Source organism: Streptomyces griseoviridis (genome assembly GCF_005222485.1).
Lineage (GTDB): Bacteria > Actinomycetota > Actinomycetes > Streptomycetales > Streptomycetaceae > Streptomyces > Streptomyces hintoniae.
This window is the reverse complement of record NZ_CP029078.1, coordinates 2,607,155-2,630,065: the sequence shown is the minus strand read 5'-3', so window position 1 is coordinate 2,630,065 and position 22,911 is coordinate 2,607,155. Positions and strand designations below refer to the sequence as shown.

The following is a 22,911-nucleotide window of genomic DNA, read 5'->3' as shown; positions in this document are numbered from 1 at the left end:
ATTGAGCGGCCAGTGCGGAGGTGTGCCCCCCAACTGGCTTGTCGAATACCCGAGTTCGGGTCGAGGGTAGGCGTGTGATCGGCCGACGGAAGTCGCGCATCGACAGGGCACGGACGCACGGCGGTCGCATGCCGGTCGCATACAGGTCGCGGGACGGCGCGGGCGGCGCCGCGCGAGGCTCAGCCGGCCGCCCTGATCGCCCCCTCGATGTCCGGGAACGCGAACGTGAACCCGGACTCCAGCAGCCGCTTCGGCAGCACCCGCGCGCTGCCGAGCACGTCCCCCGACATCTCGCCCAGCACGGTCCGCAGCACCGGCGCGGGCACCGCGAACAGCGTCGGCCTGCGCAGCACCCGGCCCATCGCCGCGGTGATCTCACGGTTGGTCAGCGGGGCGGGCGCGGTCAGGTTGAACGGCCCCGAGAGACCGTCGGAGTCGATGAGGTGCCGCAGCGCCGCCACCTCGTCGTGCAGCGCGATGAACGACCAGTACTGCCGTCCGTCCCCCATCCGCCCCCCGAGCCCCGCCTTGAACAGCGGGAACAGCCGCCCCCAGGCGCCGCCGTGCCGGTCCACCACCAGCCCGGTCCTGGCGAACACCGTCCGCACCCCGGCCTCCCGCACGGGGTCCGCCGCACCCTCCCAGGCCACGCACACCGACGGCAGGAAGCCCTCGCCCGCGGGCGCGCCCTCGTCCACCGCGCGGTCACCGGTCTCGCCGTAGTAGCCGACCGCGCTGCCGTTCACGAAGACCCGCGGCTTCCGGTCGAGCCCGGCGACCGCCTCGGCCAGCGCGGTCGTGCCGCGCACCCGGCTCTCCCTGATCCGCGTCTTGTACGCGTCCGTCCAGCGGTGGTCGCCCACCCCGGCGCCCGCCAGGTTCACCACCGCGTCGCACCCGGCGAGCCCCGCCGCGTCCACCCGCCCGGCCTCCGGGTCCCAGCGGACCTCGTCGGGCCCCCTGGGCGCCCTGCGCACCAGCCGCACCACCTCGTGCCCGTCGGCGGTCAGAGACCGCACCAGGGCGCCACCGATCAGCCCGGACGCGCCGGCCACCACCACTCGCGAAGGTTCCATGGGCCCATTCTGCGCGCGGCGGCCAGGAACACCCCGTCGGCACCCGGGCACTCCGACGTAGGGTGACCGTCATGCCGGAGCCGTACATACGCCACGCCGTCCCCGCGGACGAGGAGACCCTGAGCCGTCTCGACCGGATCGCCTGGTCTCCGCTGCACGCCGTACAGCCGCGTCCGCAGCCGCCGTACCCGCCCTTCTTCACCGAGCGGTTCGGCCCCAGGGACCACCTGGTCGCCGAACTCGACGGAGCCGCGGGACCCGACGGAGCCGCGGGACCCGATGGAGCCGCCGGACCCGATGGAGCCGCCGGACCCGACGGAGCTGTCGGAGCCGCCGGACGTGACCGGCGGGTCGTCGGATACGTCAGGCTCGGGTTTCCCACCTCCCTCGCCTGCAACGCGCACGTCCGGCAGATCCTCGGGTTCCTGGTCGCCGAGGAGGCGCGCGGCGCGGGCGTCGGGCGGGCCCTGCTGCGGGCCGCCCGCGAGGAGGCCAGGAGGCAGGGCGCACGCCGGCTCACCCTGCGCGTCCTCGGGCACAACACGCCCGCCCGCACCCTCTACGCGTCCGAGGGGTTCGCCGTGGAGGGCGTGCTGCCGGGCGAGTTCCTGCTGGACGGCGCCTACGTCGACGACGTCCTCATGGGGTGCGCCCTGTGACCGGCGGCGCCCCGGCCTGACGCCCGGGGGCCGGACGCTCAGGACGTGATCAGCGGCCCGGTGTCCACCGCCGCCGTCGCGGACGCCGCCCGCCTCGCGTCCTGCGCCACCTCGGCCGCCGTCAGCACATAGCCCGTCTCGGCGTTCGACGTGGAGCGCGCGAAGACCACGCCGAACACCCGGCCGTCCGTGGTCAGCAGCGGCCCGCCCGAGTTGCCCGGCCGCACCGTGGAGCGGATCGAGTAGATCTCCCGGGTCACCATGGCGTCGTTGTAGATGTTCTGCCCGGTCGCCCGCACCCGCTGGGCGACCGTCGCCGCCTGGAGGTCCAGACCGCCGTCCTGCGGATAGCCGGCCACCACCGCCGCGTCGCCGCGCCCCGCGTCGTCGTCGAACTGCAGCACCGGCGCGTCGAGACCCGGCACGAAGAGCACCGCCACGTCCTTCTGCGGATCGAACAGCACCACCCGCGCCGGATAGGACCGCCCCACCCCGCCGACCCGCACGGTCGGCGCGTCGATCCCGGCCACCACGTGCGCGTTGGTCATCACCCGCTCCCGCGCGTACACGAACCCGCTGCCCTCGCGCCCCTGGTCGCCCGAGACCCCCTCGACCTTCACCGTGCTGCGCCTGGCCGCCTCCGTCGCCCCGGCCGTGACGCTGTCGCCCGAGGGCTTCGCCACCTCCGCCGTCGACTCGTTCTCGAAGGGGTTGAAGACCTGCGGGAACCCCGCCTCGCTCAGCGCCGAGGTGGCCCGCGAGAACCAGACGGGCGTGGTGTCCGGCATGACGTCCTGCACCGCGCCCAGCACCCGCGAGTCCCGGATCGCCGACGTCACCAGCGACGACGAGGACGCCCCGAGGACGCTCGCCGCGACCCACGCCACGATCAGCACCGCCACCGAGTTCGCCGCCGCGCCGCCGAGGCCGTCCGCCACCCGCAGCGGCCCCCGGTCCAGCTCCCGGCGCAGCCGCAGCGCCAGCCGCCCCGCCAGCTCGTGCCCCACGACGGCCGGCACCAGCACGGTGAGCACCGCGGTCACCGTCGCCGCCCGGGTGCCGGCCGTCACCAGGTCCATCACCCACGGCAGCACCCAGACACCGACGACCGCGCCGCCGACGAAACCGGCCAGCGACACACACCCGGCCACCAGGCCGCGCCGGTAGCCGGACGCCGCGTAGACCACCACCACCAGCAACAACAGGACGTCGAGCAGATCCACGGAGCCGCCTTTCTCTCGGACCCCTCAGTACGGGCGGGGCGTCGCCAGTGATCAGCCACGCGCGCGTGCGGGTCAGGGAACCGGCCACGCGCGCGTGCACCGGGAGAAACGTCTCGGACCAGGACGATGGTTCCACCGGGTGGCACAGCACACATCGCGGACGGCGCCGATCGACCCGAGAGTGGGACCATGCGCGTGCTCCGAAGGGCGTCAGGCGGCGGCCGGACCAGGAGCCGGCGGCCGGTCCGGATATCCGGCGCCGGCCCGTTCCTGCTCGGCTGCCTGCCCGTGCTCGCCGCCGTCCTCGCCCTGCTGCTCAGCGCCTGCGGCGGCGACGGCACCCGCCCGCGCCGCACGCCCCCCGAGCCGACCACCCGGCCCGCCCCGCACACCGCGCCCGAGCCACGCGTGGTGCCCCGCTCGGCCTGGCTCGACGACTTCACCCGGCACGCCCAGCCGCCACCGCGCTACGACGACAAGGTGGTCGCCGTCTTCGTCCACCACACCGACACGCCCAACGGCTACGACTGCGCCGACACCCCCAGGATCGTCCGCGACCTGTACTCGGGACAGACCGGCGGCCGGCAGTGGGACGATCTCGGCTACAACTTTCTCGTCGACCGCTGCGGCACCGTCTACGAGGGCCGCGCCGGGGGCGTCGACCGGCCCGTCACCGGCGCCCACACCCAGGGCTTCAACCACCGCACCACCGGCGTCGCGGCGATCGGCACCTTCACCGCGGGCGCCGAGGTGCCGCGCGCGATGACCGACGCGATCGCCGCGCTGGCCGCCTGGAAGCTCGGCCTCGCCGACGTCGACCCGCGGGGCGTCGCCCGGCTCGTCTCCAGCAACGACCTCAGCCTCTACCCGGCGGGACACGAGGCCGTCCTGCCGGCGCTCGCCGGTCACCAGGACGGCTACGCGACCACCTGTCCTGGCGCCGCCCTGATGGCCAGGCTGCCCGCCGTGCGCGAGGCGGCCGCCGGACTCCAGGGCCGGCGGGGCCCGACCGGCCCGGCACCTTCCACAGGAACGCCACAGCCGGCCCGCAGAGTCCTGAGAACTCCGGCTCCTACCGTCAGTGACATCGAAGCCGACCGGAGGTGGGGAACGTGAACAGCAGCCGTACGGGGTCCTCGGAGGAGACGGCGGGCCGCACGCGGGTCACGGGCGAGCCGTGGGCGGTGCTCGGCGCCGTCGTCGCGGTGGTCCTCGGCCCGGCCGCGGCCACCGCGTCCGCGCTCGACCAGGCCAACGCGGCCCCGCTGCACCACGCCGTGAAGGCCGAACAGAACCAGGCGTACCTCCCCTCGGACACCACCCGACGCCGCGCGGCGGCCCAGGAAGCTCCCGGCACGCCCTGCTGAGGCCCGCCGGTCAGTCGCGGAAGCGGCCCCACAGCGCCGGGAAGCGCTGGGCGAGCACCCGGTCGTCCTCGAAGTCGAGGGGGGCGCCCGCCGGTTCCGCGGGCGCGGGCGCGATGCCGAGGTCGGGGGCGACGTCACCGGTGAGCTGTTCGTAGGCCTCGTCGGCCGCGTAGCCGAGCTCCTCGCCGTCGCCGTCGATCTCCTCGTCGAAGTCGGGCAGCAGTTCGGCGAGCGCGTCCGGGTCGTGCACCGCGCCCTCGTACACCTCGCGGCCCTGGCCGATCAGCCAGCAGCGGAAGAAGTCGAAGACGTCGTCGCCCGCGCCGTCGAGGAGCACCCAGGCCGCGCCCCACAGGTCCCAGGTGTACGCCCGGTTGAAGCGGGCCTCGAAGTGCCGGGCGAAGTCGAGCACCTGCTCCGGGTCGAGGCGCAGCAGCCGCTCCACGAGCAGGTCGCTCTGCTCCTCGGGGTCGCCCTCGGCGGCCTCGCGGGTGGCGTCCACCAGCTCCCAGAACTCCGTCTCGTCCATCACGGGTCCAGCATCCGTCCTGGGCGGGTGGGGCGCACGCGGAGTGCGGCGGATTGTTATCACCGGAACACCGCGCCCCCTGGCCGTCCCGCACGCCGGTATCGGCCCACCACCACCGGGCCCACCACCTGGCCCACGCCCCGGCCCCGCCCGACCGGTGTCCGTTCACCGTCACGGGCCGAGGCCCATCACCGCGCAACCGCGCAACCGCGCAACCGAGCCGCCGAGCAACCGAGCAACCGAGCCTCACCCCAGCCTCAACTCCGCCCCGCCGCGCACCCTCACGCTCTCTCTCCCCCCCCGCCGAGCAGCCTCGCGTCCCCGCCCCCCCGCCGCCCCTCACCCCTCGTACAGTCCTCGCAACCGGGCCGCGTCCTCCGTGAAGCGGGCGCGCAGGGCGGGTGGGGAGAGGATCTCCGCCTCCGGTCCCAGGGCCGTCAGCTGGGCGTGGGCGACCTCCTGCGACTCCACGCCGAGCGTCACCGTCACCCGGCCCGCCGGGTCCGGCGGCCCGGCGGACGCCAGCGCGTCCCGGGCCGCCACCGGGTCGACGGCGTGCGGCAGCGCGCGCACGCCCTCCGCCGACAGCCGCACCACCACCTCGTCCCGCAGGATCGACCGGGCGAACTGCGCGGCCCGCTCCTCCCAGAAGCCGGGCAGATCGAACTCGGCGTCCCGGGCGAACCGTTCCTCCCGCGCCTCGACCGCCGTGAACCGGTCGACCCGGTACACCCGGAAGGTCTCCGCCACCCGCGCGCACAGGTACCAGACGCCCGCCTTCAGCACGAGCCCGTACGGCTCCAGTTCCCGTTCCACCTCCACCCCCGCCTCCCGGCCCCGGTAGCGGGCGGTGATCCCGCGGTCGTCCCAGACCGCGTCCGCGACCGCGGGCAGCAGCGGGGGCGTCCCCGGCTCCGCGAACCAGTTCGGGGCGTCCAGATGGAAGCGCTGCGCGGCCGTCCTTGAGGCGTCCCGCAGCGACGGCAGCAGCGCGGCCGACACCTTCAGGCGGGCCGCGGACGCCGCGTCCTCGAGACCCATCTCGCGCAGCGCGCCCGGCACCCCGGACAGGAACAGCGCCTCCGCCTCACCGCGCGCCAGCCCCGTCAGCCGGGTCCGGTAGCCGCCGACCAGCCGGTAGCCGCCGCCGCGCCCGCGGTCCGCGTAGACCGGCACCCCCGCCTCCGACAGCGCCTGCGCGTCCCGGGTCACCGTCCGCTCCGACACCTCCAGCTCACGGGCGAGTTCGGCGGCGGTCATGGCGGGTCTCGACTGGAGGAGCAGCACCATCTTGATGAGGCGGGCAGCGCGCATACGGCCCATCATGCAACGAGGCCCCGCCCGGAAGATCCGGGCGGGGCCTCGTCGTACGGCTCGCGGGGCGGCTACAGGCCGTAGCGCTCCCTGGCCTCCTTCACCGCGGTCGCCTTCACGTCACCGCGCCTGGCCAGCTGCGCCAGGGCCGCGACGACGACCGACTGGGCGTCGACACCGAAGTGGCGGCGGGCCGCGTCCCGGGTGTCGGAGAGGCCGAAGCCGTCCGCGCCCAGCGACGACCAGTCCTGCTCGACCCACTGCGCGATCTGGTCGGGGACCTGGCGCATGTAGTCGGAGACCGCGAGCACCGGGCCCTCGGCGCCGTGCAGCGCCTGCCGTACGTACGGCACCCGCTCCTCGCCGCGCAGCAGGGCCGCGTCCGCTTCGAGGGCGTCCCGGCGCAGCTCGGTCCAGGAGGTCGCGGACCACACGTCGGCGGCCACACCCCACTCCTCGGCGAGCAGCTTCTGCGCCTGGAGGACCCAGTGGATCGCGGTGCCCGAGCCGAGCAGCTGGATGCGCGGGGCGTTGGCCGCGGCCACGTTCAGACCGGCCGACTCCGCCGTGTTGAACCGGTACAGGCCCTTGACGATGCCCTCGTCGACACCGGGACCCGACGGCTTCGCCGGCTGCGGCATCGGCTCGTTGTAGACGGTCAGGTAGTAGAAGACGTTCGGGTCCTCGCCCGGTGCCGCCTCGCCGTACATCCGGCGCAGACCGTCCTTGACGACCGCCGCGATCTCGTAGGCGAACGCCGGGTCGTAGGAGAGCGCCGCCGGGTTGGTCGCGGCGATGACGGGGGAGTGGCCGTCGGCGTGCTGGAGGCCCTCGCCGGTCAGCGTGGTGCGTCCGGCGGTCGCGCCGACCAGGAAGCCGCGGCCGAGCTGGTCGCCGAGCTGCCACATCTGGTCGGCCGTGCGCTGCCAGCCGAACATCGAGTAGAAGATGTAGAACGGGATCATCGCCTCGCCGTGCGTCGCGTACGACGTCGAAGCGGCGATGAAGTCGGCCATCGAACCGGCCTCGGTGATCCCCTCGTTGAGGATCTGGCCGTTCTTGGCCTCCTTGTAGTACATCAGCTGGTCACGGTCGACCGGCTCGTACGTCTGGCCCTTGGGCGAGTAGATGCCGAGCGACGGGAACAGCGACTCCATACCGAAGGTGCGCGCCTCGTCGGGGACGATCGGCACCCAGCGCTTGCCGGTCTCCTTGTCCCTGACCAGGTCCTTGATCAGCCGGACGAACGCCATGGTGGTCGCCACGTTCTGCGAGCCCGAGCCCTTGTCGAACGAGGCGAACGCCTTGTCGGCGGGGGCGGGCAGCGCGGGCAGCGGCTGGGTGCGGCGGGCCGGGGCCGGGCCGCCGAGTGCCGCGCGGCGCTCCTGGAGGTAGCGGACCTCGGGGGAGTCGGCGCCGGGGTGGCCGTAGGGCACCTGGCCGTCCACGAACCGGCTGTCGGGGATGGGCAGTTCGAGCAGGTCGCGCATCGTCTTGAACTCGTCCACCGTGAGCTTCTTCATCTGGTGGTTGGCGTTCTTCGACGCGAAGCCCTCGCCGAGGGTGTGGCCCTTGACGGTCTGCGCCAGGATGACGGTCGGCGCGCCCTTGAACTCGACGGCCGCCTTGTACGCGGCGAACACCTTCCGCGCCTCGTGACCGCCGCGGGAGAGGTGGAAACAGTCGAGGATCTTGTCGTCGCTCAGCAGCTTCGCCATCTCGGCGAGCGCCGGGTCCTTGCCGAAGAAGTCCTCGCGGATGTAGGCGGCGCCGCGTGTCTGGTACGTCTGCACCTGCGCGTCCGGCACCTGGCGCAGCCGGCGGACCAGCGCGCCCGTGGTGTCCAGGGCGAACAGCTCGTCCCAGGCGGTGCCCCACAGCGACTTGACGACGTTCCAGCCGGCGCCGCGGAACTGCGCCTCGAGCTCCTGCACGATCTTGAAGTTCGCGCGGACCGGGCCGTCGAGGCGCTGGAGGTTGCAGTTGATGACGAACGTGAGGTTGTCGAGCTGCTCACGGGCGGCGAGCGCGAGGGCCGCCGTCGACTCCGGCTCGTCCATCTCGCCGTCGCCCAGGAAGGCCCAGACGTGCGACGCGGAGACGTCCTTGACGCCGCGGTTGGTCAGGTAGCGGTTGAAGCGCGCCTGATAGATCGCGGAGAGCGGGCCGAGACCCATGGAGACCGTCGGGAACTCCCACAGCCAGGGCAGCCGGCGCGGGTGCGGGTACGACGGGAGGCCCTCGCCGCCCGACTCCCGGCGGAAGTTGTCCAGGTGGTGCTCGGTGAGCCGGCCGTCGAGGAAGGCGCGGGCGTAGATGCCGGGGGAGGCGTGGCCCTGGATGTAGAGCTGGTCGCCCGAGCCGTCGGCCTCCTTGCCCCGGAAGAAGTGGTTGAAGCCGGTCTCGTAGAGCCAGGCCGCGGAGGCGAAGGTGGCGATGTGGCCACCGACGCCGTATTTGCTGCCGCGGGTCACCATCGCCGCCGCGTTCCAGCGGTTCCACGCGGTGATGCGCTGCTCCATCGCCTCGTCACCGGGCGCGGACGGCTCGGCGGAGGTGGGGATGGTGTTGACGTAGTCCGTCTCGAGCAGCTTGGGCAGCGCGATGCCGTTGCCCTCCGCGCGCTCCAGCGTGCGTCGCATCAGGTACGCGGCACGGTGCGGGCCGGCCGCCTTGGTGACCGCGTCCAGCGAGGCCTGCCATTCGGCGGTCTCTTCTGGGTCGCGGTCCGGGAGCTGGTCGAGCTCGCTCGGCTGGATGGCGTTGGGGTCGGTCATGTCGCCGCCTTCCTCAGTCGAAGGGGGTTCCCTCATCGGTAAGGGTTCGGGGGTGCCCTTTGTCTTTGGCAGGACAGGGCGGAGGGCTCGGGTGCAAGCCCGTCGGCGACTCTAACTCGCTGATCGATGATCGATCAAAGGGTTGAAGGGTAAAACCTCTTGATTCCGAGAAAGTAGGCACGCGGTGCCTGCCTCCTGGACACGCCGTGCCGTCCATTTCGGGCGTTCTCGCAGGTGAGCGGGGCGGTGCTCGGCTGCGTCAGGGGCGCGGGGCGCAGCCGAGGACGTGCGCCTTCACGATTTCCGCGATCCGCGGGTCCCGGCGCCTGAACGCGGCCACCAGCTCCTCGTGCTCCTCCGCGTACGACTGCTGCACGGTCCCCAGCCACCGGATCGACAGCGCCGTGAACACCTCGATGCCCAGGCCCTCCCAGGTGTGCAGCAGCACCGAGTTGCCCGCGGCCCGCACCAGCTCGCGGTGGAAGCCCACGGTGTGCCGCACCTGGCCGGTGCCGTCGGCGGCCCTGTCGGCCTCGTACAGGGCGACGACGTGCGGTTCGAGGGCCGAGCAGTCCGACGCGAGCCGCTGCGCCGCCAGCTCGGCCGCGATGGCCTCGAGACCCGCCCGCACCGGGTAGCTCTCCTCCAGGTCGGCCGCGGTCAGGTTGCGCACCCGCACGCCCTTGTTGGGGGCCGACTCGATCAGCCGCAGCGACTCCAGCTCGCGCAGCGCCTCCCGCACCGGCGTCTGGCTGACCTCCAGCTCGGTCGCGATGCGCCGCTCCACGATCCGCTCGCCCGGCTTCCAGCGCCCGCTGACGATCCCCTCCACGATGTGCTCGCGGATCTGTTCGCGCAGCGAGTGGACGACGGGCGCGGTCATGAGGGCTCCTTCGACAGGGGCCGCCCATCGGCCCCCGGGGCGTTCGACGTTTAGACAATAAGGCCGGAGCGCGCCCCGGGAAGGGCGCGTGGGGGTGCTTTTCTCCAGGTGAGACGAGGCGCACACGGGGTCGCCGGGAAAGCCTGATGCCCCCGTCCGGATGATCCGGACGGGGGCATCGACGCACTGCGGGGAGGGCGCCTACAGGCCGAGCTCGACCTCGAACTCGCCGGCCTCCAGGATCCCCTTGACCGCGGTCAGGTAACGGGCCGCGTCGGCGCCGTCCACCAGACGGTGGTCGTAGGAGAGGGTCAGGTAGGTCATGTCGCGGACGCCGATGACCGTGCCCTCCTCGGTCTCGATGACCGCCGGGCGCTTGACCGTGGCACCGATGCCGAGGATCGCGACCTGGCCGGGCGGCACGATGATCGTGTCGAACAGCGCGCCGCGCGAACCGGTGTTGGAGATGGTGAAGGTCGCGCCGGACAGCTCGTCCGGGGTGATCTTGTTGGCGCGGACCTTGCCGGCCAGCTCCGCCGTGGCCTTGGCGATGCCCGCGATGTTGAGGTCGCCGGCGTGCTTGATGACCGGGGTCATCAGGCCCTTCTCGGAGTCCACCGCGATTCCGACGTTCTCGGAGTCGAAGTAGGTGATCGTGCCCTCGGCCTCGTTGATCTTGGCGTTGATGACCGGGTGGGCCTTCAGCGCCTGGGCCGCCGCCTTCACGAAGAACGGCATCGGGGAGAGCTTGACGCCCTCGCGCGCGGCGAAGGAGTCCTTGGCCTGGCCCCGCAGCCGCATCAGGCGCGTGACGTCGACCTCGACGACCGACGACAGCTGCGCCTGCTCGTGCAGCGCCTTGACCATGTTGTCGCCGATGACCTTGCGGATGCGGGGCATCTTGACGGTCTGGCCGCGGAGGGGGGAGGCCTCCAGCTTCGGCGCGGACTTCTTGGCGGCCGGGGCAGCGGCGGCGGCCGGCGCGGGAGCGGCGGCGGCCTTCGCGGCCTCGGCGGCGGCCAGGACGTCCTGCTTGCGGATGCGGCCACCGACGCCGGTGCCCTTGACGGAGCCCAGCTCCACGCCGTTCTCGGCGGCGAGCTTGCGCACCAGCGGGGTCACGTAGGCACCGTCGTCACCGGCGGTCGCGGCGGGCGCCGGGGCCGGGGCGGCGGGAGCGGCGGCCTGCGGGGCCGGGGCCGCCGGGGCGGGCGCCGGTGCGGCCGGAGCCGGGGCGGCGGCCTGCGGGGCGGGAGCGGCGGGCGCCGGAGCCGGTGCGGCCGGAGCCGCGGGGGCCGCGGGCGCCGCCGGCGCCGCCGGCGCGGGAGCCGGGGTCTCGGCGGCGGGCGCCGGGGCCGGGGCCGCGGGGGCCTCGGCGGCCGCGGGAGCGGCACCCGGGGCGCCGATCACGGCCAGCTTGGCGCCGACCTCGGCCGTCTCGTCCTCGGCGACGACGATCTCCAGGAGCACACCCGAGGTGGGCGCCGGGATCTCGGTGTCGACCTTGTCGGTCGAGACCTCAAGGAGGGGCTCGTCCTCGGAGACCTCCTCGCCGACCTCCTTCAGCCAGCGGGTGACGGTGCCCTCGGTGACGGACTCGCCCAGCGCGGGCAGGACCACGTCGGTGCCCTCGGCGCCACCGCTCGCGGCGGGGGCCGCCGGAGCCTCGGGGGCCGGGGCGGGGGCGGCCGGGGCCTCGGCGGCGGGCGCCGGGGCGGCCTCGGGTGCCGGAGCCGCGGCGGGCTCGGCGGCGGGGGCCGGGGCGGGAGCGCCCGTGCCGTCGTCGATGACGGCCAGCTCGGCGCCGACCTCGACGGTCTCGTCCTCGGCGACCTTGATGGAGGCGAGGACACCGGCGGCGGGCGAGGGGATCTCGGTGTCGACCTTGTCGGTCGACACCTCGAGCAGCGGCTCGTCGGCCTCGACGCGCTCTCCCTCGGCCTTCAGCCAGCGGGTGACAGTGCCCTCGGTGACGCTCTCACCGAGCGCCGGAAGGGTTACGGAAACCGCCATGGTTTCGGTTGCTCCTTACGAATTGCGGAAGTCTGTGTCGTCGCGATCGACGGAGTACGACTGGGGGTGGGGGTCAGTCGTGCGCGTGCAGGGGCTTGCCGGCCAGCGCCAGGTGGGCCTCGCCGAGCGCCTCGTTCTGCGTCGGGTGGGCGTGGATGAGCTGGGCGACCTCGGCCGGCAGCGCTTCCCAGTTGTAGATCAGCTGGGCCTCGCCGACCTGCTCGCCCATGCGGTCGCCGACCATGTGGACGCCGACCACGGCACCGTCCTTGACCTGCACGAGCTTGATCTCGCCCGCGGTCTGGAGGATCTTGCTCTTGCCGTTGCCCGCCAGGTTGTACTTGAGAGCGACGACCTTGTCCGCGCCGTAGATCTCCTTGGCCTTGGCCTCGGTGATGCCGACGGAGGCGACCTCGGGGTGGCAGTACGTCACCCGGGGAACGCCGTCGTAGTCGATCGGGACCGTCTTCAGGCCGGCGAGCCGCTCCGCCACCAGGATGCCCTCGGCGAAGCCGACGTGCGCGAGCTGGAGCGTGGGCACCAGGTCGCCGACGGCGGAGATGGTCGGGACGTTGGTGCGCATGTACTCGTCGGCCAGGACGTAGCCGCGGTCCATGGCGACGCCCTGCTCCTCGTAGCCGAGACCCTGCGAGACCGGGCCGCGGCCGACGGCCACCAGCAGGACCTCGGCCTCGAACTCCTTGCCGTCGGCGAGGGTGACCTTGACGCCGTCGGCGGTGTACTCGGCCTTCGAGAAGAAGGTGCCCAGGTTGAACTTGATGCCGCGCTTGCGGAACGCGCGCTCAAGAAGCTTGGAGGAGTTCTCGTCCTCGAGCGGGGCGAGGTGCTTGAGGCCCTCGATGATCGTGACCTCGGAGCCGAAGGACTTCCACGCCGAGGCGAACTCGACGCCGATGACACCGCCGCCCAGGATGATCGCGGACTTCGGTACGCGGTCCAGGACGAGGGCGTGGTCGGAGGAGATGATCCGGTCGCCGTCGATCTCCAGGCCCGGCAGCGACTTCGGCACGGAGCCGGTCGCCAGCAGGATGTGACGGCCCTGGACGCGCTGGCCGTTCACGTCGACGGAGGTGGGGGAGGAGAGCCGGCCCGCACCCTCGATGTAGGTGACCTTGCGGGAGGCGATGAGTCCCTGGAGGCCCTTGTAGAGGCCCGAGACCACGCCGTCCTTGTACTTGTGGACCGCCGGGACGTCGATGCCCTCGAAGGTCGCCTTCACGCCGAACTGCTCGCTCTCGCGGGCCTGGTCGGCGATCTCGCCCGCGTGCAGCAGGGCCTTGGTGGGGATGCAACCCCGGTGCAGGCAGGTACCGCCGACCTTGTCCTTCTCGATCAGGGCGACGTCCAGGCCCAGCTGGGCCCCGCGCAGGGCCGCGGCGTAACCACCGCTACCGCCGCCGAGGATCACTAGGTCGAAAACGGTGCTGGCGTCGTTCGCCACGTCACGTCCTCCATGCATTGCGCCACGCCGGTCGTCGGCGACCGGTCGGCGGCTGGTGTCCGGCCGCTCTTTCTTCGGCCCTGTGATGGGGGCCCTGTCCTGCCGAGCCCCATCTTCGCACTTGTCGGAGGTGGAAGAGACGCCGGGCCGGGGTGTGAGACGTCCCACGTTCGGTCGAGGGTACGAGAACGGGGCCCCGCCCTACCCGCGCGCGGGGCCCCGTGACGGTGCGTGTGGATCAGCCGAGGTCGCCCGCGGCGGTCAGCTCCGCGAGCCGCACCAGGGTGCGCACGGCCGTGCCGGTACCGCCCTTGGGGGTGTAGCCGAAGGGACCGCCCTCGTTGAACGCGGGGCCCGCGATGTCCAGGTGGGCCCAGCTGATGCCGTCGCCGACGAACTCGCGCAGGAACAGGCCGGCGACCAGGCCGCCGCCCATCCGCTCGCCCATGTTCGCGATGTCGGCGGTGGGGGAGTCCATGCCCTTGCGCAGGTGCTCGGGGAGCGGCATCGGCCAGGCCGGCTCGCCGACCTCCTCGGCCGCCTCGTGCACGGCGGCGCGGAACGCGTCGTCGTTCGCCATGATCCCGAAGGTGCGGCTGCCGAGCGCCACCATCATCGCGCCGGTGAGGGTCGCGACGTCGACGACGGCGTCCGGCTTCTCCTGCGAGGCAGCCCACAGCGCGTCCGCGAGGACCAGCCGGCCCTCGGCGTCGGTGTTGAGGACCTCGACGGTCTTGCCGCTGTACATGCGCAGCACGTCACCGGGGCGGGTGGCGGAGCCGGAGGGCATGTTCTCGGCGAGCGCGAGCCAGCCGGTGACATTCACCTCCAGGTTCAGCCGCGCGGCGGCGACGACGGCCGCGAAGACCGCCGCGGCGCCGCTCATGTCGCACTTCATCGTCTCGTTGTGCCCGGCGGGCTTCAGCGAGATGCCGCCCGAGTCGTAGGTGATGCCCTTGCCGACGAAGGCGAGGTGCTTCTTCGCCTTGGAGCTGGTGTACGAGAGCTTCACCAGACGCGGACCGGCCGCGGAGCCGGCGCCGACGCCGAGGATGCCGCCGTAGCCGCCCTTCTCCAGCGCCTTGACGTCGAGCACCTGCACCTTGATGCCGTGCTCCTTGGCGGCCGTCTGCGCGACGGCGGCGAACGCCTCGGGGGTGAGGTCGTTCGGCGGGGTGTTGATCAGGTCGCGGGCGCGGTTCAGCTCCTCGGCGACGGCGGTGGCGCGTTCGAGGGCGGCCTTGTGCTCCTTGTCACGCGGCTTGGCGCCGAGCAGCGCGGCCTCGCCGAGGGGGCCCTTGGCGTCCTTGCCGTTGTCCTTGTAGGCGTCGAAGGAGTACGCGCCCAGCAGCAGGCCCTCGCCGATGACGGCGACGTCGGCCGCGTCGGCGACCGGCAGGGCGACGGCGGCCTTCTTGGCGCCGGCCAGGGTGCGGGCGGCGACGCCCGCGGCCCGGCGCAGCGCCTCGGGGGCGTAGCCGGCGCCCTTCTCGGGCTCGGGGCCGAGGCCCACCGCCACCACGAGCGGGGCCTTGAAGCCGCCGGGTGCCGGCAGCTTGGTCACCTCTCCCTCGGCGCCCGAGGCACCGAGGGTCTCCAGGACGCCGGCGAGCCGGCCGTCGTAGGCCTTGTCCACGGCCTCGGCGCCCGGTGCGACGACCGGGCCCTTGGCGCCCTTGGCGACACCGACGACGATCGCGTCGGCCCGCAGGCCGGGCGCCGCGGCGGTGCTGAGAGTGAGAGCAGTCACGGTGGTGAAATCTCGCTTCCGATGTGAAGTTGCGTGAGTCGGACGTGTGGGTCGACCGGCCCGGCGGCCGACCCTCGATTCCACCTGGACTTGAATCCGGTCTCAGCGGGGCCTTCCCCGGTGCGGCGAACACTCCCGACGAGCCTACGCGCGTCGTGCGCCACCCCGCCGCCCTGTGGCGCACCGGACGCCGGGGATGATCACACGGTACGTCCCCCACCGCCCGGAGCCCGTCCCGTGCAGCGCCCCGTTCTGCTGTTCGCCCTGCTCCTCCCGCTGACGGGCTGCGGCACCGACGCTCCGTCCGGGGGCGCCGCCGCGGACGCGGACAAGGCGGTTCCCCACGTCGGGTACGAGATCCCGACCAGCCGCTCCTGCCCCGGGTCCCGCGAGCTGAAGCCGAGTTCGGTGCCGAAGAGGTACGAGCCCGGCGGGTGGCGCAGGGCCTGCTGACGGGCCCTCAGCGGCCCAGCGCGAGGACGACGGCGCAGACCGTCGCGGCGGTCTCCGCGAGCCCGCCGAAGACATCGCCCGTCACCCCGCCGAACCGGCGCACGCAGTGCCGCAGCAGGAGTTCGGCGGCGGCGAGGGCGAGCACCACCCCGGCGGCCGCGCGCACCGCCCCGGCCGGCCCGAGCAGCGCGCCGGCCGCCGCCGCTGCCGCCGTCACCACCGCCGCCGCGAGGACCGCGCCCGGCACGGGCACGGTGCCCGCGACCGCCGCGCCGAGCCCCTCGGGGCGGGCGGCGGGCACCCCCGCCCTCGCGGCCAGGGTGAGCGCGAGCCTGGCCGCGGCCGCCGCGACGACGACGGTGAGGGCGCCCCTGGCCCACGAGTCGTCGTAGGCCCTGGCCACCGCGGCGACCTGGGCCAGCAGCACCAGCAGCAGTGTGACGACACCGAACGGGCCGATGTCCGACCGCTTCATGATCCGCAGCGCGTCCTCGGCGGGCTTCCCGCTGCCGAGCCCGTCCGCGGTGTCCGCGAGCCCGTCCAGATGCAGCCCCCGGGTCAGCGCGGCCGGGACGGCGACCGAGGCGACGGCCGCGAGCAGCGGGCCGCCGCCCAGCGCGAGCAGCAGCACCCCGGGCAGCGCCGCGCAGCCGCCGACCGCGACCCCGGCCAGCGGCGCGGCCAGCATGCCGCCGCGGGCCGCGTCCCGGTCCCAGCGGGTGACCCGCACCGGGAAGACGGTGAGGGTGCCGAAGGCGAAGCGGAGGCCGTCGGACCAGGGCGGGGCTGAGGGTGCGGGCATCGGCGCAGATTATCCGGCGCACACCCGGGCACCGCGGCGGGGCGTGGATAAAGTGCGCACATGGGACATTGGCTGTACCGCAACATCGTCGAGCCGGGCAAGCTGCCCCTGCTGCTCGCCCTCGCGGCCTTCGTCCTGACGTTCGTGGTCACCCGGATCATCACCCGGCTGATCCGGGCGGGCCGCGGGCCGTTCGGCAACGTGAAGGCGGGCGGGCTGCACATCCACCACGTGGTGCCGGGGATCATCCTCACCGTCCTCGGCGGGTTCGGCGCGGTCGCCAGCGGCCGGCACGGCTTCGGGGCCGCCGTGTTCGCGATCGTCTTCGGGGTCGGCGCGGGCCTGGTCCTCGACGAGTTCGCGCTGATCCTGCACCTCGACGACGTCTACTGGACCGAGCAGGGCCGCAAGAGCGTCGAGGTGGTGGTGCTGACCGCCGCGCTGGTCGGCCTGGTGCTGTCGGGGTTCGCGCCGTTCGGCGTCAACGACCTGTCGCAGGAGGAGCTCCAGGACCGGGGCGGCGTCATCGCCACGGTCGCCGTCAACTTCGTGTTCGCGCTGGCCGTGCTGAGCAAGGGCAAGACCAAGACGGCGCTGTTCAGCGTGATCGTCCCGCTGGTCGGTCTGATCGGCCTGGTCAGGCTCGCCCGCCCCGGCTCGCCCTGGGCCCGCCGCTTCTACCGGCGCCGTCCGCGCGCCCGCGCCCGCGCCGTGCTGCGCGCCTACCGGCACGACCGCCGCTGGTCGGGCCCCAGCCGCCGGGTTCAGGACTGGATCGGCGGTAAGCCGGACCCAGGACCGGGACCCGAGTTGAACCGTTCCCGCTGACCCCGCCTGCGGCGCCGCAGCGTCGAGATCCCGATCAGCACCACCACGGTGACGATCGCCGCGAGATGCTCCCGGCCCGCCAGGTTCTCCTTGACGACGACCTCCAGCAGCATCGCCGCCACCACCGCGCCGGCCGTCACGTAGGCGCCGTAGCGCCAGGCCAGGAAGACGGCGAGGCCCACCACGGCCGCCGACGGGCCGGTGTCGACCACCTGGGCGTCCGAGGCGGGCAGCCCGAACGGGGTGCCGGGACCCAGCGCGATGCCCGCCCGCGCGTACAGCGTCCCGGCGAGGGTCGCCGCGTACGCGATGACCAGCGTGCGCCACCAGCCGAGGCAGATCTCCGCGATCCCGAACACCAGCAGGACCTGCGCGAGCGCGCCCCACACCGGCAGGTCGAGCGCGGGCACGAACAGCGACAGCGGGGTGCGCAGCAGCGCCAGCCAGAGCGGGTCCTCGGCCCGCACCGCCCCGACGTCCTGCACGAACCCGTACCCCCAGGACTGGTTCTGCACGACCTGTATGGCGGCCGTCAGCGCCACCGCCCCGAGCGTCATCGGGACCGCCCGCCAGTGCCGCTTCAGCAGCGGCTCGCGCACGGTGACATGGAGCAGTCCCCATTCGGCGCGGGCCCAGCGGGCGAGGGTCGTCATCTGTGGGTCTCCAGGTGCTTGCGGTGCAGCCACTTCGGCAGCCCCGGCGCCTCAAGGAAACCCTCCGCGCGGGCCGCGGCGATGCCGATGCGCGGGAGGTCCGCGCTCTTCTCGAAGAGAAGGAACCGCGGCTCCCAGATGGGCCGGTACTTGGCGTTGGCCCGGTACAGCGACTCGATCTGCCACCAGCGCGAGAAGAAGCTGAGCAGCGACCGCCACAGCCGCAGCACCGGTCCCGCGCCGAGGCGCGCGCCACGTTCGAAGACCGAGCGGAACATGGCGAAGTTGAGCGACACCTGCGTGACCTGGATCTCGGCCGCGCGGCGCAGCAGTTCGATCACCATGAACTCCATCAGCCCGTTGTCGGAGTCCCGGTCACGCCGCATCAGGTCGAGCGAGAGGCCGTGCGGCCCCCACGGCACGAACGACAGCACCGCCCGCAGCCGCCCCTCGGCGTCCACGCACTCCAGCATCACGCAGCGCCCGTCCTCCGGGTCCCCGAGCCGGCCGAGCGCCATGCTGAACCCGCGCTCGGTCGCGCCGTCGCGCCAGTCGTCGGCGCGCTCCAGCAGATACGCCAGCTCGTCGGCCGGGATGTCCTCGTGGCGCCGCACCCTGACCGTGTACCCGGCCCGCTTGACCCGGTTGTAGGCCTGCCTGACGGTCCGCATGGCCCGTCCCTCCAGGGTGAACTCGGCGACCTCGACGAGCGCCTCGTCGCCCAGTTCGAGCGCGTCGAGCCCGTGCCGCGCGTACACCGTGCCGGCCTCCTCGCTCGCGCCCATCACGGCCGGGATCCAGCCGTGCGCGCGGGCCTCGGCGAGCCACGGCTCGATCGCGCCGGGCCACGCCTCCGGGTCGCCGATCGGATCGCCCGAGGCCAGCGACACCCCGCCCACCACCCGGTAGGCGACGGCCGCCTTCCCGGTCGGCGACCACACCACGCTCTTCTCCCTGCGCAGCGCGAAGTAGCCGAGCGAGTCCCGCTCGCCGTGGCGCTCCAGCAGCACCCGCAGCCGCTTCTCGTCGTCCTCGGTGAGCGGGTCGACCGCGCGCCGGGAGCGGAACGCGGCGTAGAAGACGGCCAGCACCAGGGCCGTGCTGAGCACGTTGATGCCGACGTTGACCCAGTTCGGCGTCTCGACGCCGGGGAAGCGCGACTCGTCGGCGGCGACCGAGACCAGCCGCAGCGTGCCGTAGTGCCAGCGCTCGAGGAACGTCGAACGGGCCGCGTGCGGCGCCTGGTTGGTGACCGTCACCAGCAGCGCGGCCAGCAGCGAGCAGGCCAGCGTGCCACCGAGGGCGACGGCGCCCGCGAGCCGCGGGTTGGCGCGGTCGCCCTTGGCGTAGAACTCCTTGCGGCCCACGACCAGGGCGGCGACGAAGGCGGCCGTCAGGATCAGCGAGATCCAGTTCTGCGGGTACTGGCGGATCTCGGGGAACGCCATGGCGAAGGCGAAGAGGGCGAGGAACGGTCCGCCGAGCGCCAGGTTCAGGATCCACGCGGCCCGTTTGCGGCGGCGCATCGTGATCGCCAGGAAGACCGTGAAGACCCCGGAGGCGAAGCCCGCGGTCAGCAGGTACGGGGTGAAGAAGTTCTCCTGGTTGTGCCGTCGGACGTCCTGACCGAGGGAGACCCACACGGCACTGAGGAAGTTCACGAACGCGACGGCCCGCAGGTACCAGACAGCGAAGGCGGCGGCCCGCCGCGGGGCAATTCGGGCATCTCCCATAGAGAAAGATCATATGGGCGATGGCGCGACGAGCCCCTCCATCCTTCGTCTCGGGTGCTGTCGACTTTCGGCCCTTTCGGGCTACTCGACGGCCTCGGCGTCCGCGGCCTCCTGCGCGCCCCCGGAGATCCCGTCGCCGCCGCGCTCCGGCTCCGGCTCGGACTCCTGGTAGGGCGGCGGCAGTTCGGGCAGCTCGGCGGCGAGCGCCGCCGCCGCCCGCACCAGCGGCAGCGCCAGCAGACCGCCCGCGCCCTCGCCGACGGTCACCCCGTGCGAGAGCAGCGGCTCCAGGGCCATCCGGTCCAGCGCCTTCGCCTGGCCCGGCTCGCCGCTGTCGTGCGCGGCCAGCCACCAGTCCGGCGCCCGGAACGCGACCCGCTGCGCCACCAGCGCGCAGGCCGCCGTCACCACGCCGTCCAGGACGACGGGCAGCTTGCGCACCGCGCTCTGCAGGAGGAAGCCGGTCAGGGCCGCCAGGTCGGCGCCGCCCACCGTCGCCAGCAACTGGAGCTGGTCGCCGAGGACCGGGCGGGCCCGCACCAGCGCGTCCCGGATCGCCGCGCACTTGCGCATCCACGCCAGGTCGTCGATGGCGAGCCCGCCGCGCCCGGTCACCACGGAGGCGTCCGTCCCGCACAGCGCGGCCACCAGCACCCCGGCCGCGGTGGTGCCGCCCACGCTCACATCACCGAGGACCACCAGGTCGGTACCGGAGTCGGCCTCCTCGTCGGCCACCGCGACCCCGGCCAGGAAGGCGGCCTCGGCCTCGTCGAGGGTCAGCGCGTCCTCGATGTCGATGCGCCCGCTGCCGCGCCGCACCCGGTGCCCCGCCACCTCGGCCGGCAGCGTCCCGGGGTCGCAGTCGAGCGCCATGTCGACGATCCGCACCGGCACGTCGAGCTGGCGCGCGAGCACCGACACCGGCCGGCCACCCTCCAGGATGTCCCGCACCAGCCGGTCGGCGCCGCCCGCCGGGTTGGCCGACACGTCGAGCGCGGCGATCCCGTGGTCACCGGCGAACAGCACCACCCGGGGCCGCCGCACCGGCCGCACCGGGACCGCGCCCTGCGCCGCGGACAGCCACTCGCCCAGGTCGTCGAGGCGGCCGAGGGACCCGGGCGGCACGACCTGACGCTCCCTGCGTGCCTCGGCGTCGCGGCGCACCCCGCCGTCCGGGCGCTCGATCAGATCGGTGAAGTCGTCGAGATTAAGCGAGCTCATTCGCCGAACAGTACCGGCACCCGTCGGACAGGTCCCGCGCCACAGGTGCACCACGAGCACGGCACATCGTTGCCCGCCGGATGAACTTCCCATACGTTCCGGTTTGCAGCGGAATGTCGTACGTCTTCGGGAGTCGCCCCATGTCCGCACCGCCCGCCCCCTCGCACCCCCCGCTGACCACCGCACCGCGCGAGGACTGCCCCTGGTGCGGCGCCCGGCGCCTGCGCGCCCGCACCCCCGCCCTCGACCGCTGCCAGAGCTGCGCCCACGTGTTCCGCAACCCGCCGCCGCCCGCCCCCGGACCCGCCCCCGACCGGGACCGTCCCGGCCGGCACCTGGCCACCGCCCGCGCGGTGCTGCGCGCCCTGCGCGACGAACCCGAGAGCTGGCTCGATGTCGGCACCGGCGACGCCCGCTTCCCCGCCGCCGCCAGGACACTGTTCCCCTACACCGCCTTCGACGGCCTCGACGCCACCCCACGCGTCGTGCGCGCCCGCGCCGCCGAGCGGGTGGAGGAGGCCCACGTCGGCCGGCTCACCGACCGGGCCCTCACCGACCCGCTGCGGGCCCGCTACGACGTCGTCAGCCTGCTCCACCACCTGACCCGGGTCCCCGACCCGCGCGCCGAACTGCGCGCCGCCCTCACCCTGCTGCGCCCCGGCGGCCTGCTCGTCCTCGAACTGCCCGACCCCGACGCGCCGTTCGCCGCCCTCACGGCCCTCGGACGGACCTCCCGCGACCGCGCAGGCCACCTCCATCTGCCGCCCCGCGCCAACCTGGCCGCCTACCTCACCGCGGCCGGCTGGGCGACGCTCACCCCGCCGGGCCGCCGCCTCGCCGCCACCTACCGGATCATCGCCCGCCGCCGCGCCTCAGCCCCGTAGCACCAGCGCCTGCCCGGCCACCACCAGCACCACCTGCTCGCACTCCGCGGCCACCGCCGCGTTCAGCCGGCCCAGCTCGTCGCGGTAGCGGCGCCCGGACGCGGTCGCCGGGACAATCCCCGACCCCACCTCGTTGGACACCGCCACGACCGTCCGCCCGCTCGCCCGGACCGCCGCCACCAGCTCCCGCACCCGCGCCCGCAGCGCCCGCTCACCGCCGTCCGCCCACACCGCGTCGTCCCAGGCGCCCGCCGCGTCCATCGCGTCCGTCAGCCACAGCGACAGACAGTCGACCAGCAGCGGCGGCCCGTCGTCCTTCAGCAGCGGCACCAGGTCGCACGTCTCGACGGTCCGCCACGAACCCGGCCGCCGCTCCCGGTGCGCCGACACCCGCGAGGCCCACTCGGTGTCCCCGCCCCTGGTGCCGCCCGTCGCCACGTACAGCACGTCGGGGAACGACTCCAGACGCCGCTCCGCCTCCACCGACTTCCCCGACCTGGCACCGCCGAGGACCAGCGTCCTGCGCGGCACGTCGGGCACGTCCTCGTACACCCCCACGATCAGCGTCGTCCCGTCGGCGACCGCCCGCGCCCCGTCCGCGGCCAGCCGTCTGCGCAGCTCACGTCCCGGCGGCACGTCATGGTCCAGATGGACGGCGACCACATCCGTCGTCGGCCCCACCGCGCCCACCGCCCGCAGCTTCGCCAGCCCGTCGGGGCGCCCCACGACATCGGCGAGCACCATGTCGTACGTCTGCGTCGCGCCGTGCCCGTTCTCCAGCCCGGCGGGCGCCCCGCCGGGCGGCAGGTACAGCAGCCTGCGCCCGTCAGGGCCGGTCACCGCGTACCCGGTGCCCGGCGCGTCCATCGCCACCGCCCGCACCCGGTGCCCGGTCAGCAGCGCCAGCTCCCGCCCGTCCGGCACCCGCCCCGGCTGCGGCAGCCCGGCGGGCACCTCCACCGCGGGACCGTCGTGCGGATGCGACAGCAGCACCTGCCGCACCCCGCCGAGCGAGTGCCCGGCGCGCGCCGCGGCGAACGCCGCGCCCGGCGTCAGATCGAGCAGCAGGGTGCCGTCCACCAGCAGGGCGGTGGCCGCCCGCGCGTCGGCGCCGAGGGCGGTCGCGCAGGCCGCGCAGGGGCAGTCGGGGCGGGGCAGGCCCGCGGGGGCGCCGGTGCCGAGCAGAGTCACTTCCACGGAAGTGATTTTCGCGTCTCCCCGCGGGTGCCGCGCGTCCGACTAGTCTGCTGGCGGGAGCGGGACCAAGATCCGGCTCCCGCTCGG

General features: G+C 73.9%; 20 protein-coding genes. 6 read left to right on the top strand and 14 right to left on the bottom strand.

Annotated features, from left to right (window positions below):
- Positions 1 to 179: 179 nt before the first annotated feature.
- On the bottom strand, positions 180 to 1,076 hold the full coding sequence (locus tag DDJ31_RS10745; protein WP_127180498.1) for a TIGR01777 family oxidoreductase: 897 nt from the start codon (positions 1,074 to 1,076) through the stop codon (positions 180 to 182).
- 62 nt (positions 1,077 to 1,138) lie between these two features.
- Here DDJ31_RS10745 and DDJ31_RS10740 point away from each other — a divergent pair, with 62 nt between their 5' ends.
- The gene (locus tag DDJ31_RS10740; protein ID WP_431028326.1) at positions 1,139 to 1,735 is read left to right on the top strand and encodes a GNAT family N-acetyltransferase; all 597 of its coding nucleotides are present in this window, start codon (positions 1,139 to 1,141) and stop codon (positions 1,733 to 1,735) included.
- Between the two features lie 38 nt (positions 1,736 to 1,773).
- Here the strand turns inward: DDJ31_RS10740 and DDJ31_RS10735 are convergent, their stop codons facing one another.
- A complete protein-coding gene (locus DDJ31_RS10735) occupies positions 1,774 to 2,958 on the bottom strand; it encodes a MarP family serine protease (RefSeq protein WP_127180499.1) in 1,185 nt (394 codons plus the stop codon).
- Between the two features lie 189 nt (positions 2,959 to 3,147).
- On the opposite strand from DDJ31_RS10735, the gene DDJ31_RS10730 reads away from it, so the two are divergent.
- Entirely contained in the window at positions 3,148 to 4,074 is a 927-nt protein-coding gene (locus DDJ31_RS10730; protein ID WP_346656290.1) for a peptidoglycan recognition protein family protein, read from the top strand.
- Positions 4,071 to 4,325 (top strand): hypothetical protein, encoded by a 255-nt coding sequence (locus tag DDJ31_RS10725; RefSeq protein WP_127180501.1) that lies wholly within the window; start codon positions 4,071 to 4,073, stop codon positions 4,323 to 4,325. The genes DDJ31_RS10730 and DDJ31_RS10725 overlap by 4 nt, the downstream gene beginning before the upstream one ends.
- Positions 4,326 to 4,335: 10 nt before the next feature.
- On the opposite strand, the gene DDJ31_RS10720 is transcribed toward DDJ31_RS10725, so the two are convergent.
- The 7 genes from DDJ31_RS10720 to DDJ31_RS10690 all read right to left on the bottom strand — a co-directional run bounded on the left by DDJ31_RS10720 (position 4,336) and on the right by DDJ31_RS10690 (position 15,053).
- Entirely contained in the window at positions 4,336 to 4,854 is a 519-nt protein-coding gene (locus tag DDJ31_RS10720; RefSeq protein WP_164785140.1) for a DUF4240 domain-containing protein, read from the bottom strand.
- A gap of 339 nt (positions 4,855 to 5,193) precedes the next feature.
- Entirely contained in the window at positions 5,194 to 6,168 is a 975-nt protein-coding gene (locus DDJ31_RS10715; RefSeq protein WP_127180503.1) for a helix-turn-helix transcriptional regulator, read from the bottom strand.
- Between the two features lie 71 nt (positions 6,169 to 6,239).
- Positions 6,240 to 8,945 (bottom strand): pyruvate dehydrogenase (acetyl-transferring), homodimeric type, encoded by a 2,706-nt coding sequence (gene aceE / locus DDJ31_RS10710; RefSeq protein ID WP_127180504.1) that lies wholly within the window; start codon positions 8,943 to 8,945, stop codon positions 6,240 to 6,242.
- 259 nt (positions 8,946 to 9,204) lie between these two features.
- Entirely contained in the window at positions 9,205 to 9,828 is a 624-nt protein-coding gene (locus DDJ31_RS10705; RefSeq protein WP_127180505.1) for a GntR family transcriptional regulator, read from the bottom strand.
- Positions 9,829 to 10,029: 201 nt separating this feature from the next.
- A complete protein-coding gene (gene sucB, locus DDJ31_RS10700; protein WP_127180506.1) occupies positions 10,030 to 11,841 on the bottom strand; it encodes a 2-oxoglutarate dehydrogenase, E2 component, dihydrolipoamide succinyltransferase in 1,812 nt (603 codons plus the stop codon).
- 73 nt (positions 11,842 to 11,914) lie between these two features.
- On the bottom strand, positions 11,915 to 13,303 hold the full coding sequence (lpdA, locus tag DDJ31_RS10695; RefSeq protein ID WP_127180507.1) for a dihydrolipoyl dehydrogenase: 1,389 nt from the start codon (positions 13,301 to 13,303) through the stop codon (positions 11,915 to 11,917).
- 238 nt (positions 13,304 to 13,541) lie between these two features.
- The gene (locus DDJ31_RS10690; protein WP_127180508.1) at positions 13,542 to 15,053 is read right to left on the bottom strand and encodes a leucyl aminopeptidase; all 1,512 of its coding nucleotides are present in this window, start codon (positions 15,051 to 15,053) and stop codon (positions 13,542 to 13,544) included.
- A gap of 237 nt (positions 15,054 to 15,290) precedes the next feature.
- Here DDJ31_RS10690 and DDJ31_RS39850 point away from each other — a divergent pair, with 237 nt between their 5' ends.
- On the top strand, positions 15,291 to 15,506 hold the full coding sequence (locus DDJ31_RS39850) for a hypothetical protein (RefSeq protein WP_127180509.1): 216 nt from the start codon (positions 15,291 to 15,293) through the stop codon (positions 15,504 to 15,506).
- A gap of 7 nt (positions 15,507 to 15,513) precedes the next feature.
- Here the strand turns inward: DDJ31_RS39850 and DDJ31_RS10680 are convergent, their stop codons facing one another.
- A complete protein-coding gene (locus DDJ31_RS10680) occupies positions 15,514 to 16,308 on the bottom strand; it encodes an adenosylcobinamide-GDP ribazoletransferase (protein WP_127180510.1) in 795 nt (264 codons plus the stop codon).
- A 60-nt stretch (positions 16,309 to 16,368) separates the two neighbouring features.
- Between DDJ31_RS10680 and DDJ31_RS10675 the strand changes: the two genes are divergently transcribed.
- Positions 16,369 to 17,136, top strand: coding sequence for a hypothetical protein (locus DDJ31_RS10675; protein ID WP_127180511.1), 768 nt, complete (start codon positions 16,369 to 16,371; stop codon positions 17,134 to 17,136).
- Here the strand turns inward: DDJ31_RS10675 and DDJ31_RS10670 are convergent.
- The 3 genes from DDJ31_RS10670 to cobT all read right to left on the bottom strand — a co-directional run bounded on the left by DDJ31_RS10670 (position 17,073) and on the right by cobT (position 20,743).
- Positions 17,073 to 17,789, bottom strand: a complete 717-nt coding sequence (locus DDJ31_RS10670; RefSeq protein WP_171480803.1) for a hypothetical protein — start codon at positions 17,787 to 17,789, stop codon at positions 17,073 to 17,075. The two genes, DDJ31_RS10675 and DDJ31_RS10670, sit on opposite strands and share 64 nt — an antisense overlap.
- Positions 17,786 to 19,522, bottom strand: coding sequence for a phosphatidylglycerol lysyltransferase domain-containing protein (locus DDJ31_RS10665; protein WP_127180512.1), 1,737 nt, complete (start codon positions 19,520 to 19,522; stop codon positions 17,786 to 17,788). The genes DDJ31_RS10670 and DDJ31_RS10665 overlap by 4 nt, the downstream gene beginning before the upstream one ends.
- 81 nt (positions 19,523 to 19,603) lie before the next feature.
- Complete coding sequence (gene cobT, locus DDJ31_RS10660; protein ID WP_127180513.1) at positions 19,604 to 20,743, bottom strand: nicotinate-nucleotide--dimethylbenzimidazole phosphoribosyltransferase; 1,140 nt, start codon at positions 20,741 to 20,743, stop codon at positions 19,604 to 19,606.
- Positions 20,744 to 20,883: 140 nt separating this feature from the next.
- Here cobT and DDJ31_RS10655 point away from each other — a divergent pair, with 140 nt between their 5' ends.
- A complete protein-coding gene (locus DDJ31_RS10655) occupies positions 20,884 to 21,627 on the top strand; it encodes a class I SAM-dependent methyltransferase (protein ID WP_164784998.1) in 744 nt (247 codons plus the stop codon).
- On the opposite strand, the gene DDJ31_RS10650 is transcribed toward DDJ31_RS10655, so the two are convergent.
- Positions 21,616 to 22,824, bottom strand: a complete 1,209-nt coding sequence (locus DDJ31_RS10650) for a bifunctional adenosylcobinamide kinase/adenosylcobinamide-phosphate guanylyltransferase (protein WP_164784999.1) — start codon at positions 22,822 to 22,824, stop codon at positions 21,616 to 21,618. The genes DDJ31_RS10655 and DDJ31_RS10650 overlap by 12 nt on opposite strands.
- Between the last annotated feature and the right edge of the window lie 87 nt (positions 22,825 to 22,911).

What these genes read in the sequence shown, in the direction of transcription:
- aceE (WP_127180504.1), bottom strand. Translation starts at nt 8,945, where the DNA reads ATGACCGACCCCAACGCCATCCAGCCGAGCGAGCTCGACCAGCTCCCG.
- DDJ31_RS10665 (WP_127180512.1), bottom strand. Translation starts at nt 19,522, where the DNA reads ATGGGAGATGCCCGAATTGCCCCGCGGCGGGCCGCCGCCTTCGCTGTC.
- DDJ31_RS10745 (WP_127180498.1), bottom strand. Translation starts at nt 1,076, where the DNA reads ATGGAACCTTCGCGAGTGGTGGTGGCCGGCGCGTCCGGGCTGATCGGT.
- DDJ31_RS10675 (WP_127180511.1), top strand. Translation starts at nt 16,369, where the DNA reads ATGGGACATTGGCTGTACCGCAACATCGTCGAGCCGGGCAAGCTGCCC.
- DDJ31_RS10705 (WP_127180505.1), bottom strand. Translation starts at nt 9,828, where the DNA reads ATGACCGCGCCCGTCGTCCACTCGCTGCGCGAACAGATCCGCGAGCAC.
- sucB (WP_127180506.1), bottom strand. Translation starts at nt 11,841, where the DNA reads ATGGCGGTTTCCGTAACCCTTCCGGCGCTCGGTGAGAGCGTCACCGAG.
- DDJ31_RS10720 (WP_164785140.1), bottom strand. Translation starts at nt 4,854, where the DNA reads ATGGACGAGACGGAGTTCTGGGAGCTGGTGGACGCCACCCGCGAGGCC.
- DDJ31_RS10670 (WP_171480803.1), bottom strand. Translation starts at nt 17,789, where the DNA reads ATGACGACCCTCGCCCGCTGGGCCCGCGCCGAATGGGGACTGCTCCAT.
- DDJ31_RS10715 (WP_127180503.1), bottom strand. Translation starts at nt 6,168, where the DNA reads ATGCGCGCTGCCCGCCTCATCAAGATGGTGCTGCTCCTCCAGTCGAGA.
- DDJ31_RS10655 (WP_164784998.1), top strand. Translation starts at nt 20,884, where the DNA reads ATGTCCGCACCGCCCGCCCCCTCGCACCCCCCGCTGACCACCGCACCG.
- DDJ31_RS10730 (WP_346656290.1), top strand. Translation starts at nt 3,148, where the DNA reads ATGCGCGTGCTCCGAAGGGCGTCAGGCGGCGGCCGGACCAGGAGCCGG.
- DDJ31_RS10680 (WP_127180510.1), bottom strand. Translation starts at nt 16,308, where the DNA reads ATGCCCGCACCCTCAGCCCCGCCCTGGTCCGACGGCCTCCGCTTCGCC.
- cobT (WP_127180513.1), bottom strand. Translation starts at nt 20,743, where the DNA reads ATGAGCTCGCTTAATCTCGACGACTTCACCGATCTGATCGAGCGCCCG.